Genomic DNA, 11,606 nt, shown 5'->3' on the forward strand with positions numbered 1-11,606 from the left:
GGCAGCCCCTTTCACGGCAGCAGCACGGTCGCGCCGGTGGTGCGGCGGCCCTCAAGGGCGCGATGCGCCTCGGCCGCGTCCTTCAGCGCGAAGGTCTGTCCGATCTTCGGCACGATCCGGCCCGCGGCCACCAAGGCGAAGAGATCCGCCGCCCGCGCCTCAAGCTCCTCACGGGCCGCGATGAAGTGGAAGAGCGAGGGCCGGCTGGCCGTGAAGCTGGCCGTCGCGAGATCCTTGAACCGGAAATCGTCGAGCAGACCCGACGACTGGCCGAAGCAGATGAAACTGCCCCTCGGCCGCAGGCTCCTGAGCGAGCCGCGCCATGTCGAGCGACCGACCGAGTCATAGACCACATCGCAGCCGCGCCCTCCGGTGAGGTCCATCACGGCCTCGGCGAAATCCACCGCCTCGTAGTCGATGACATGGTCATACCCGTTCGCGCGGGCCAGCTCGGCCTTGGCCGGGCCGCCGACGGTGCCGATCGTGACGGCGCCCTTCTCCTTCAGCCACTGGCCGAGAAGCTGGCCCACCCCTCCGGCCGCCGCATGGACGAGGACATGATGCCCCGCCTCGACCCGGAAGCTCGAGTGGATCAGATAGTGCGCGGTCAGGCCCTTCAGCATGATCGAGGCCGCCACCTCATCGGCAATCTCGTCGGGCAGCTTCACCAGCCGGTCGGCCGGCACGACGCGCGCCGTGCGGCAGGCACCGTTGGGCATCGTGTAGGCCACGCGGTCGCCCGGAGCAAAGCCGCTCACGCCCTCGCCCAGCTCCTCCACGACACCGGCCGCCTCGCCACCGGGCACCAGTTCCGCGCCGGGCCAGGGGTAGTTGCCCGACCGGAAGTAGCAGTCGATGAAGTTGAGCCCCACGGCGGTCTGCCGCAGACGGACCTCGCCGGGGCCGGGGCGGCCTGCCGGGCGCTCGGCCCATTCGAGCACCTCGGGACCGCCGGGGCGGGTGGCGATGATGGCGAAATCTGTCATGTCTGCACCTTGAATTCGGGATCGACCGGCACCTGAAGCGCGGTCACGAGTTGATTGGTCTGCGCGGCCATGCCGAGAACGGCCAGGAACTCGGCCTCCTGTGCCTCGGTCAGGCCCTTGGCGCGGGCGGCGGCGGTGTGGGAATGGGCGCAATAGGAACAGCCGTTCGTCACCGAGACGGCGATGTATATCAGCTCCTTGGTCAGTGGATCGAGCGCGCCGGGCGCCATGACCTGCCTGAGCCGCGCCCATGTGCTTTCCAGCATCTCGGGCCGGGTGGCGAGCGCGCGCCAGAAATTGTTGATGAAGTCGGTGTTCCGCGTGGCGCGGATATCGGCGAAGACGGCCGCCACGCGCGGATCGCGGGCGGCCTCCTCGTCGGTCAGAAGCCGGACTGTGGCCATGGATTCCTCGGGTTGGGCCGGCCCGCGGGGGCCGGCGCGATGGTCAGATCAGCGCGATGATGCGGGCCGGGCCGCCGGTGCCGCCGCGGTGCTTGGGCGCGCCGATGACGAGAGTAGCACCCGTCGCCGGCAGCTTGTCGAGGTTGGCCAGACATTCGATGCCGAACCGCCCCGATGGCAGCCAGGCATAGTGCGTTGCGAAATCCGGCGACATGCCGTGGTCGAGCGAGAGCGTGTCCACCCCGATCGAGCCCGCCTGCGTCTCGAGCAGCATCTGCGCCGCCTCGACATGGAAGCCCGGATAATGGCCCATGTCGTCCTCGCCCTTGTTGCGATAGCGGTCCGTCGCGACATGCCGTCCCCAGCCCGAATGCATGGCCACGCAGGCGTTCGGCGGGATCTCGCCGTGCTGCGCGATCCAGGCCTGCAGGTCGTCGGGCGTCACCTGGGCGTCGGCGTCATCCTCGGCCCGCGCCGCGATATCCACGATGCAGAGCGGCACCACGAGATTGCCCACCGGGATCTCGGCCACGCTCATCCCGTCGGCCGAGAAGTGCAGCGGCGCGTCGATATGGGTTCCGGTATGTTCGTTGACCCGGAACTCGGCCAGATTGAACTGGTGCTCGGCGTAATTGAACTTCTGGTCGAAGAAGAACTGCTGCTCGCCGAAGAAGGTCGGGAAACCCTCGTGCAGTTCGTGCGTCAGATCCTCGACCGACTGGTGGCCCTGGGCCAGTGCGGCGGGAGCCTGAAACGCGGTTCCGGCCGCCGCCAGACCGGCCGCGCCTGCAAAGAAGCTCCGGCGCGAGAGCATCCGCTCCTTCACCGTGTTGGTCACGCAGACGTCACACATTAGGTTCTCCCTGTATGTCTCTTTTCTTCTGCGCAGCCTGCCCGAGTGACGGCGGCTGTCAAGCGCGGCGATGGGCTGACCTGCCCCGACGGAACCCGGCTTCTGCACATGCAAACTGTTCGTGAGCGGCTTGCCCCCGGACCGCCGGCACTAGATCGCCCCGAGAGCGCCCGGAAAAACGAGAGCAGACGCCATGCTGACCGCGGAAATCCTGGCACGGATACAGTTCGCCTTCACCGTGTCGTTCCACATCATCTTTCCCGCCTTTTCCATCGGGCTGGCCAGTTACCTCGCCGTGCTCAACGGGCTGTGGCTGAGGACGAAGGACGAGACCTATCTCACCCTCTTCAACCACTGGAAGAAGATCTTCGCGGTGGCCTTCGGCATGGGCGTCGTCTCGGGCATCGTGATGTCCTACCAGTTCGGCACGAACTGGTCGGTGTTTTCTGACCGCGCGGGGCCGGTGGTGGGCCCGCTGATGGCCTACGAGGTGCTCACCGCCTTCTTTCTCGAGGCGGGCTTCCTCGGGATCATGCTTTTCGGTCGCAAGCGCGTGGGCGACGGGCTGCACATGTTCGCAACCGCGATGGTGGCCTTCGGCACGCTGCTGTCGGCCGCCTGGATCCTGTCGGTGAACAGCTGGATGCACACCCCCGCCGGCTTCTCGATCGGCGAGAACGGGCAGTTCCTGCCCGAGGACTGGTGGGCGATCGTGTTCAACCCCTCGTTCCCCTACCGGCTGGTGCATATGGTGCTGGCGGCCTACCTGACGACGGCGCTGGTGGTGGCGGGGGCCGCAGGCTGGCACCTGCTGCGCGACCGCGCCAACCCCGCCACGCGGCGCATGTTCTCGATGGCGACGGGCATGATCCTCGTGGTGGCCCCGATCCAGATCATCGCGGGCGACATGCACGGGCTGAACACGCTCGAGCATCAGCCGGTGAAGGTCATGGCGATGGAGGGTCATTTCGAGAGCCACCCCGAGGGCGCGCCGCTGATCCTCTTCGGCCTGCCCGACCAGGAGGCGCAGCAGATGCGCTGGTCGGTCGAGATCCCCAAGCTGTCGAGCCTGATCCTCAAACATTCGCTGGATGCGCCGCTCGACGGGCTGGACACGGTGCCCTACGAGGATCAGCCCCCCGTGGCCATCGTCTTCTGGTCCTTCCGGGTGATGGTGACGCTGGGAATGCTGATGCTGGGGCTGGGGCTCTGGTCGCTCTGGGCGCGCTACAAGGGCCGGCTTTACGACTGGCCGGCGCTTCATCGGGCGGCGGTGGCGATGGGGCCCGCGGGCTTCGTCGCGGTGCTGGCCGGCTGGATCACGACCGAGGTCGGCCGCCAGCCCTACACGGTTTACGGGCACCTGCGCACCTCCGAGAGCCTGTCGCCGCTCGACGCCTCGGCGGTGGCAAGCTCGCTGGTGGCCTTCATCGTGGTCTATTTCTTCGTCTTCGGCGCCGGGACCTTCTATCTGCTGCGCATGATGTCGCTGCCGCCGGGAACCGAGCGGATGGGCCTGCGCGACGGCCCGATCCGCACCGCCGGCATCACGCCCGGTCTGGCCGAGGATCCGCGCGAGAGGAGCGACTGACATGCTGGGACTGGAGCTTTCGTTCATCTGGGCCGGGATCATCGCCTTTGCGGTGCTGGTCTATGTCATCCTCGACGGGTTCGACCTCGGCGTGGGCATCCTCTTTCCCTTCGCCAAGGACGAACGCGAACGCGACGTGATGATGAACTCGGTGGCGCCGATCTGGGACGGCAACGAGACGTGGCTCGTCCTTGGCGGCGGCGGGCTCTTCGCGGTCTTTCCGCTGGCCTATGCGGTGGTGATGCCCGCGCTTTACGTCCCGATCATCGCGATGCTGCTGGCGCTGATCTTCCGCGGCGTGGCCTTCGAATACCGCTGGCGCACGGTGCGCTGGAAGCGGCTGTGGGACTGGGCCTTCTTCGGTGGATCGCTGGTGGCGGGACTGTCGCAGGGGATCGCGCTCGGCGCGCTGGTGCAGGGGATCGAGGTCGAGAACCGCGCCTACGCGGGCGGCTGGTTCGACTGGTTCACGCCCTTCTCGCTGCTGACCGGCCTTGCCGTCGCCACGGGCTACGCGCTGCTCGGCGCGACCTGGTGCAACATGAAGCTCGAGGGCCGGGTGCAGGAACACATGCGCCGCCTTGCCCGGCCGCTGGCGCTGGCAACGCTCGGCTTCCTGGGTCTTGTCAGTCTCTTCACCCCGCTTCAGGACGCCGTCTATGCCGAGCGGTGGTTCCGCTGGCCCACGATGGTCTGGTCGCTTGCCGTGCCGGTGCTGGTGGCGCTCGCGGCCTGGCGGCTCTGGCGCGGGCTCGAGCGGGGCAACGATCGCGCGCCGTTCCTGTGCGCCCTCGGCTTCTTCGTGCTCGGCTTCGTGGGCATCGGGATCAGCTTCTATCCGATGATGGTCCCGCCCGAATTGACCATCGTCGAGGCGGCGGCCCCCGACGAGAGCCTGCTCTTCACCCTCGTCGGGACGGTGGTGATGGTCCCGATCATCCTGGCCTACACCGCCTACACCTACTGGGTGTTCCGCGGGAAGATCGACCCCGACGAGGGCTACCACTGAGAAGTCCTGCCGCAAGGCGGCTGCAGGCCCGGAACGCCGGGCCTGGTCGCGGATGGCCACCCGCCGGGGCTAGGCGGAACTGGGCCTGACCCATTCGAAGATCTCGACGCTCCGGGCCGCGCTGCAGCCGCCGCAGCCCGAGGAGGCGCAGCCCGGATCCACCGTCCGGCGCACGAGGCCCTTGGCGATCCAGTGATCGAGCATTCCCCGCATCGCCTCGGGGTCGCGCCCGAAGTGGAGCGCGAGGTCGGTCAGCGTGATGCGCCCCCGCTCCTGCACGAGCCTGCGGATATCCAGCAGCATCTTACCTCCACCTCAGGCTGTGGCTGGCAGGGTCGGCCCACCCTGGCGGCCGAGACGGCGCAGGACCAGGATGGTCAGACCGAAGACGCCAAGGATTCCCGCGATCCACAGGCCCGACGAGACCGGGTGCCGCGCCAGCGTGGCCGCCTGATAGAAGAGCACGGCCGAACCCCAGCCCATCAGCAGCGTCCAGCCGCTGACGAAGGCGGTCCACCGCGCCCCCGCCTCGCGCCATATGGCCGAGATCGCCGCCGTGCAGGGCACATAGAGCAGCACCATCAGCAGATAGGCAAAGGCTCCCACCTGGCCGTCGAAGAGCGCGCGCATGGCGCCGAAGGTCCCGGCCTCGACGCCCTGCTCCTCGGCTGCGGCGTCGAGTTCGGCGATCTCGCCCACGGACAGGCCCAGCGGGTCCGCCACGCTTTCCGCAAGCCCCGCGAGGTTCTCGCCGATCGTGCCCCAGGCCTCGGAAAGGCCGGCCGCGAGATCGTAGGAAGGTGCCTCTTCGCCCATGCCGGGATCGTCCGCACCGGCGGCCGACGCCTCGGCCAGACCGGAATAGAGCGCGTTCAGCGTGCCGACCACCGCCTCCTTGGCCAGCAGGCCGGTGAAGACGCCGACGGTGGCGGGCCAGTTCTCCTCGCGGATGCCCATCGGCTCGAAGACCGGCACGATGGCCTGGCCGATGCCGGCCAGAACCGAATTCTCGGTATCCTCGTTCCCGAAGCTGCCGTCGCGGCCCCACGAGTTCAGGATGGCAATCACCGCCACCACGGGCACCAGAACGCGGCCCGCACGGATCACGAAGGCCTTCAGCCGGTCCCATGTGCGGATCAGCACCGTCCGAAGGGTGGGCAGATGGTAGGGCGGCAGCTCCATCACGAAGGGCGAGGTCTGCCCCGGCAGCAGCGTGTGCTTCAGCACGAAGCCCGTGAAGACCGCGGCCAGGATCCCGATCAGATAGAGCGCGAAAACAAGGTTCTGCCCGTTGGTCGGGAAGAAGGCCGCGGCAAACAGGGCATAGACCGGCAGCCGCGCCCCGCAGGACATGAAGGGGGTCATGGCGATGGTCATGGTCCGGTCGCGCTCGGCCTCGAGCGTGCGGCTGGCCATCACGGCAGGCACGTTGCAGCCAAAGCCCACGATCAGCGGCACGAAGCTCTTTCCCGGCAGGCCGATCAGCCGCATGAACCGGTCCATCACGAAGGCGGCCCGCGCCATGTAGCCCGAATCCTCCAGCGCCGAGAGGAAGAGGAACAGGCAGGCGATGACCGGGATGAAGGTCGCCACCGTCTGGATGCCGCCGCCCACTCCCGAGGCGAGCACCGTCGTCAGCCACTCGGGGCTGCCCGCCTGCCCCAGCAGATGCGCCACCCCGTCCACGAAGATCGTCGCCGCCGCGATGTCGAAGAAGTCGATGAAGGCGCTGCCCACGTTGATCGTGAACATGAACATCAGATACATCACGAAGAGAAAGATCGGGATGCCCAGCAGACGGTTCAGCACGACGCGGTCGATCCGGTCCGAGAGCGACCGGCCGACCAGTCCCGCGCGGCGCACGACCCCCTCGGTCAGGGCGGCCACGGTCTCATAGCGGCCGCTGGCGATCATCGTGTCGGCGTCGCAGCCGAGATCCGCCTCGATCCGCGCCCGAAGCTCATCCACGCGCGAGCCGAGGGCGGGAAAGCGGGCCACGAGCCTGTTGTCGCCCTCGAGCAGCTCCAGCGCCAGCCAGCGCTGCGCGCGCAGGCCCCCGGCCGCCTCGAGATGCGGCACCAGCTCCTGGACCGCGGCCTCGATTTCCTCGGCATAGGCGATGGGCGCATGGGTGGCCGTGCCCGTGTCGGCAACACGCGCCACCGTGGCCTTCAGATCCTCGAGCCCGACGCCCTTCGAGGCGACGATCGGCACCACCGGGCACCCGAGCCGCTCCGACAGCGCCGGAATGTCGATCGTGATGCCCTCGGCCTTCGCAATGTCGGTCATGTTCAGCGCAAGGATGAGCGGCACGCCCATCTCGATCAGCTGCACCGTGAGATAGAGGTTCCGCTCGAGGTTCGAGGCGTCGAGGATGTTGACGACCAGCTGCGCCTCACCCGAGAGGGCGAAGTCCCGCGCGATGCGCTCGTCGGTCGAGACGGAATGGCCCGACCCCAGCGAGTAGGTGCCGGGCAGATCCACCACCATCCAGGTGTGGCTGCCGATGCGGACCAGCCCCTCCTTCTTCTCGACCGTGACGCCGGGCCAGTTGCCGACCATCTGGCGCGTCCCGGTGAGCGCGTTGAAGAGCGTGGTCTTGCCGCAGTTGGGGTTGCCGAGCAGGGCTACGGTGCGTTCCGTCACGGGCGGACCTCCTCGACCAGAAGCGCCTCGGCCTCGGCCTTGCGCAGCGAAAGCCGAAAGCCGCGCAGTTCGATCTCGACCGGATCGCCCAGCGGGGCGGCGCGGACCATGCGGAACGCGGTTCCGGGCGTGAGACCCATCGACAGCAGCTTGCGCCGGTAGGCCGCGCCGCCCTCGGCATAGCCGGACACCCGTCCTGCGGCCCCTGCCACCATGTCACGCAGCTTCATGCTCACACTCACATCCTTCACGCCTGCACCTGCATCACGAAGATCTTTCGCGACACCTCCTGCCCAACCGCCAGCCGCGTGTCTCCGACCGTCACGACGACGGGTCCGCACTGGCCGCACCGCACCACTCCCAGCTCGCAGCCCGGAATGATTCCCAGATCGGCCATCCGGCGGCGCACCTCGCAGCCTCCGATCAGCGCCTTCACCGTCACCCGCCGCCCTTCGGGCACCATCGCCAGCGGCATCTGTCCTGCTTGCATTTGACTCTTTTCCGCCGTCCTGCGGCTGCCCGACTTCTCTCTCACGCCTTATAAGTGTTTTTGTCAGGTTTTAATGTAGGTCAGCTTGACGCACCCCCGGGCCTGCAGCGCGCACGATGGTATCGGCCGCGCGGCGGGCGCTTCTGGCGCAGGTCATCCGCCGAAGACGCATGGTTGAGTTGCGCAAGCGGGAGTGGCTTTGCCCCACTCGGATCCGCCTCGGGCGTCGCATGGTGTCGCTCTGTCCCGTGCCGGATTTGCCGGAGGCTACATTCGTTTAATTGCGCGGCCATGGGTTCAGTTTCCAAAGCGGCGTAGAAGTTGGCCCTGGCTTCGGCGGATGTGGGATGTTCCCGATGGGCTCGAGCACGCGGCGGTGTTGAACCGGTCCACCCATTCCAGCGCCGCATATTCGACTGCTTGGAAGCTGCGCCACGGGCCACGGCGGTGGATGACTTCGGCCTTGAACATGTGGAGGGAACCGTGGCTCCAGTGGGGTCGCGTAAGCCTCGGAATGGATGATCGTCTCTGCCAGCGCGTTGATGCTCCTATGTTGGTCCAGGGGCTTTGGAAGCAGGTGCGTTTGCGGACTGTTCCGCGCATGGGTGGCGGAAGACCTCGCGGGCGATGTAGCGCTTCAGGCATCGCCTGATCTCCCAGAGGAATTCGCCCTCAGCAGTTCGGCGCTCAACATGGGCGAGCGTCGGGACATGGCTGCGCATTCGGACCACGGCCACCCGGCAGAGGGCGGCGTTGGCGCGCCGGTTCGACAAGGCGGTTCATGTTGTGGACGCCTTTCGGCACGACCAGGCTGAATTCGCCCAGATGGGCGCGGATCGCGTTGGCGAGCTGGGTCAGCTGGCGGACAAGGAAGTCACGCGTCCGACGGCTCATCAGCACCGCCTGTTGCGCCTCCGTCTTGACCGGCACGAAGCGCATCGTAGGTTGGGTAACGGCGGTGCAGATCGCCTCGGCATCGGCCGTGTCCGTCTTGCCGCGCTTGACGAAGGGTCTGACGTAGGACGGCGGGATCAGGCGCACCTCATGGTCAAGCTTGGCCAACTCCCGCGCCCAGTGATGCGCTCCGGCACAGGCTTCGATGCCAATCAGGCAGGGCCGAAGCCGTGAGACGAACAGCAAGACCTGCGCCCGCCTCACCTGGCGCCGCACCACGACCGCGCCCTCCGCATCGACGCCATGAAGCTGAAAGACGTTCTTGGCCCAGGTCCAGCCCGACCGTGGTAATCTCCTTCATGGATGGCTCCCTTGATGGGTTCGGTTGACAGCACCCAATGTGGCACATCGCGATGCCGGGAGCGGTAGCCATCCACTCCATCAATGGCGGACAATGGCTCGTTCCATGATCGCGACGAGGTAGAGGAAGCCCTTCCTCATCTGGAGTGAGGAGGATCAGAAAAGGGTCCGATGGACCGTTTTCCCGACGAGCGGTGATGTCGGCGCACCAGACGTGGTTCGGCCGGATGATGGTCAGGTCGCGGAGCAAGTAGGGCCAGATCCTGTGCTCAGGGTGCGGCACCGTCGTTTTTGGGCGCTGGCAGACCGCCGCGAGCCCCATCCTGGCCATCAGCCGCCGGATCCTCTTGCGAGCGACGACATGGCCCAGGCGTTAGGACCTGAACGCGGCGTGCCGCTCACCAGATATTGGGACTGAACAGCTTGCATATTCAAGACACGGCCGGAGCTTTTAGCCTTGACGCGCCCGGACGCATCCCCTAGTGCAGCGTCCACCGACGGCGAGGTAGCTCAGCTGGTTAGAGCACACGACTCATAATCGTGGGGTCGGGGGTTCAAGTCCCCCCCTCGCCACCATCGGAATTTAGAGGCTTAGTTCGCATCACCGCCCTAAACCGCAGGGCGGTTTACATGGCCGTTTATAGCCGTCTTTCCTGGTCCGTGCTTCTCGAGCTTCGCCACGGCAGATTCCCCGAGCCGCCGATCGCGGCCGAGGTAGTGCTTCGACAGGATTGCCTCGGCGTCCTTCAGGCTGTGGCCGGTCAGGGCTGCGATCTCTGGCACGCTGCGGCCGGCGATCGCGAGGAAGGTCACGGCCGTGCCGCGCAGGTCGTGCAACTTCACGCCCTCGATGCTCGCCGCGGCCTGCGCCTTGCCGAAGCTGGTCTTGAAGCCGTCGCTGGTCCATGGCTGGCCGCGCGAGGTCTCGCAGATCGTCAGCGTCTTTCGCCGCGCCTTCGCCGCCTCCAGCGCCTCGCGCAGCTGTGCCGCCACCGGGATGACCAAGTGCCGCCCGGTCTTGCTCTGGCGCAGGCGGATCACCTTCCCGTCGTAGGCGCTCCATGTCAGCGTCAGGATGTCCGCCTGCCGCTGGCCGTCCAGATCGCGAGCAGGAAAGGTAGGCGCAGCTGCTGCGGCGCCTTCTTCAGGAAGGACTCGATCTAGCCTCGGTCCAGACAATGTCAGCGCGCGAGCCCCGGTAACGCCGACCCGGCCGCTCGCACGGGTTCGACGGGATCTTCCCGCGGTCGCAGGCCCCGGCGAGGATCAGCGCCAGCACCGAGAAGGCATGGTCGGCGCTGCGCTTGCTCTTCAGGCCGAGCCGGTCGTGCCGGTCCAGAAACTCGCCCCGCACCCGCGGATCGGCCAGAGCCTTGAGCGGCATGTCTCCGAACTCGGCTAGGATCTGCCGAATGTCGCGGATGCAGCCGGCCTTTGTCGTGGGCGCGAGATCCGTGAAGGCGGGCGTCGCCTGATAGGCAGTGATCAGCGCCTGCAGGGTCCCATCGTAATGCGCCGGCTTGTCCCTCGCCGCGTGTGCGGCGTCGCAGGCGGCGCGGAACTACGGGCTGTCCGGCTCGGTCTTGATCTTCGGGCCGCCGCGCCACGCGTAGTAGTGCACAGCGACCTTTCCACTCGCGAGCCGGCGCTTGACCTTATAAACGCCCTTCAACTCGACCCTCGCGCTTCGCCTTTCATGCCCCGAACGCGTCCTCGCCCGGCGCCGCGCTCGTCCTCTCCCGGATAACGATTCGCCCGTCAGGCATGATCTCTTAGGCGCCGACCTCCATGCCAGCATTCTTCGCTACGCGGATCGCGCGGGTCAGGTCCACCTGGCGGAACGCGGCCTTCGTCATCGCGCCATCCTCACCCGGCACCTCCGCGCCACGCCCCTCATCGTGATTTCCACAGCCCCGGCCGCGACGGCGCGCCCTCCAGCTCAGGCAGATGTCGAAGTGCTCGCGCGGCGTGTCCGCGTGCTGCAGGTGCCGCCGGTCGAGCCCAATCCTGTCGGCCATCTCGAGCAGCTCGGCCGTGCGGCGGGCCGAAGAGATAGTCGGCTTGAGGGTAGCCGGCCCCATAGTCGAAGATGTCGGAGGCATCGACCATGGCGAAGAACTCGCGCAGCGGTCGGACCATGTGGCCCCGGTTAGCGGCTGGCTCACGGCATGTCATCCGGCCCGTCGTCCATGCCGGGGCCGCCCCGCCATACAACTCATCGCACGGGTTTTGTAGCCACTAGCACGGCGCCCGGGTTGAACCGCGCTGGGTTTGCCGGTGGCTCCAACTCTTGAGTAGGCTGGAGCATCATGAGCAAGACCACGAACAAGTTTTCCCCGGAGGTGCGCGAGCGGGCCGTGCGGCTGGTTCTCG

The 11,606-nt window shown here is 67.2% G+C and carries 12 protein-coding genes, 1 tRNA gene and 3 pseudogenes; 3 read left to right on the plus strand and 13 right to left on the minus strand.

Annotated elements, in window-relative coordinates:
* Positions 1-11: 11 nt before the first annotated feature.
* From FG154_RS13315 to FG154_RS13325, 3 genes are read right to left on the minus strand one after another with little or no spacing between them, the layout of a single operon-like run.
* Complete coding sequence (locus FG154_RS13315) at positions 12-986, minus strand: quinone oxidoreductase family protein (RefSeq protein ID WP_145108748.1); 975 nt, start codon at positions 984-986, stop codon at positions 12-14.
* Complete coding sequence (locus FG154_RS13320; RefSeq protein ID WP_145108751.1) at positions 983-1,390, minus strand: carboxymuconolactone decarboxylase family protein; 408 nt, start codon at positions 1,388-1,390, stop codon at positions 983-985. The genes FG154_RS13315 and FG154_RS13320 overlap by 4 nt, the downstream gene beginning before the upstream one ends.
* Positions 1,391-1,433: 43 nt before the next feature.
* Positions 1,434-2,243, minus strand: a complete 810-nt coding sequence (locus tag FG154_RS13325) for a cyclase family protein (RefSeq protein WP_145108754.1) — start codon at positions 2,241-2,243, stop codon at positions 1,434-1,436.
* 193 nt (positions 2,244-2,436) lie between these two features.
* Here FG154_RS13325 and FG154_RS13330 point away from each other — a divergent pair, with 193 nt between their 5' ends.
* Positions 2,437-3,834, plus strand: coding sequence for a cytochrome ubiquinol oxidase subunit I (locus tag FG154_RS13330; RefSeq protein WP_145108757.1), 1,398 nt, complete (start codon positions 2,437-2,439; stop codon positions 3,832-3,834).
* A gap of 1 nt (position 3,835) precedes the next feature.
* The gene (gene cydB, locus FG154_RS13335; protein ID WP_145108760.1) at positions 3,836-4,843 is read left to right on the plus strand and encodes a cytochrome d ubiquinol oxidase subunit II; all 1,008 of its coding nucleotides are present in this window, start codon (positions 3,836-3,838) and stop codon (positions 4,841-4,843) included.
* A gap of 69 nt (positions 4,844-4,912) precedes the next feature.
* Here cydB and FG154_RS13340 read toward each other — a convergent pair whose 3' ends face one another.
* The 7 genes and pseudogenes from FG154_RS13340 to FG154_RS13375 form a co-directional block, all read right to left on the minus strand.
* Complete coding sequence (locus FG154_RS13340; RefSeq protein WP_145108763.1) at positions 4,913-5,146, minus strand: FeoC-like transcriptional regulator; 234 nt, start codon at positions 5,144-5,146, stop codon at positions 4,913-4,915.
* Positions 5,147-5,158: 12 nt separating this feature from the next.
* Complete coding sequence (feoB, locus tag FG154_RS13345) at positions 5,159-7,489, minus strand: Fe(2+) transporter permease subunit FeoB (protein ID WP_145108766.1); 2,331 nt, start codon at positions 7,487-7,489, stop codon at positions 5,159-5,161.
* On the minus strand, positions 7,486-7,719 hold the full coding sequence (locus FG154_RS13350; RefSeq protein WP_044249593.1) for a FeoA family protein: 234 nt from the start codon (positions 7,717-7,719) through the stop codon (positions 7,486-7,488). The genes feoB and FG154_RS13350 overlap by 4 nt, the downstream gene beginning before the upstream one ends.
* Positions 7,720-7,736: 17 nt before the next feature.
* Entirely contained in the window at positions 7,737-7,979 is a 243-nt protein-coding gene (locus tag FG154_RS13355) for a FeoA family protein (protein WP_044249384.1), read from the minus strand.
* Between the two features lie 284 nt (positions 7,980-8,263).
* Positions 8,264-8,450: pseudogene (locus FG154_RS13360) on the minus strand (IS3 family transposase); the annotation flags it as partial.
* A 300-nt stretch (positions 8,451-8,750) separates the two neighbouring features.
* Positions 8,751-9,234 (minus strand): annotated as a pseudogene (locus tag FG154_RS13370) (IS110 family RNA-guided transposase); the annotation flags it as partial.
* A gap of 95 nt (positions 9,235-9,329) precedes the next feature.
* Positions 9,330-9,606: pseudogene (locus tag FG154_RS13375) on the minus strand (hypothetical protein); the annotation flags it as partial.
* Positions 9,607-9,732: 126 nt separating this feature from the next.
* Here FG154_RS13375 and FG154_RS13380 point away from each other — a divergent pair.
* Positions 9,733-9,809 (plus strand) — tRNA-Met (locus FG154_RS13380).
* Positions 9,810-9,842: 33 nt separating this feature from the next.
* On the opposite strand, the gene FG154_RS21885 is transcribed toward FG154_RS13380, so the two are convergent.
* The 3 genes from FG154_RS21885 to FG154_RS13390 form a co-directional block, all read right to left on the minus strand.
* The gene (locus FG154_RS21885) at positions 9,843-10,274 is read right to left on the minus strand and encodes a tyrosine-type recombinase/integrase (protein WP_425456850.1); all 432 of its coding nucleotides are present in this window, start codon (positions 10,272-10,274) and stop codon (positions 9,843-9,845) included.
* Positions 10,275-10,377: 103 nt separating this feature from the next.
* Positions 10,378-10,617, minus strand: a complete 240-nt coding sequence (locus FG154_RS21890) for a hypothetical protein (RefSeq protein ID WP_425456851.1) — start codon at positions 10,615-10,617, stop codon at positions 10,378-10,380.
* A gap of 388 nt (positions 10,618-11,005) precedes the next feature.
* Positions 11,006-11,251, minus strand: coding sequence for a hypothetical protein (locus FG154_RS13390; protein ID WP_246100269.1), 246 nt, complete (start codon positions 11,249-11,251; stop codon positions 11,006-11,008).
* Positions 11,252-11,606: the final 355 nt, after the last annotated feature.

Source organism: Cereibacter sediminicola (assembly GCF_007668225.1).
Classification (GTDB): domain Bacteria; phylum Pseudomonadota; class Alphaproteobacteria; order Rhodobacterales; family Rhodobacteraceae; genus Cereibacter_A; species Cereibacter_A azotoformans.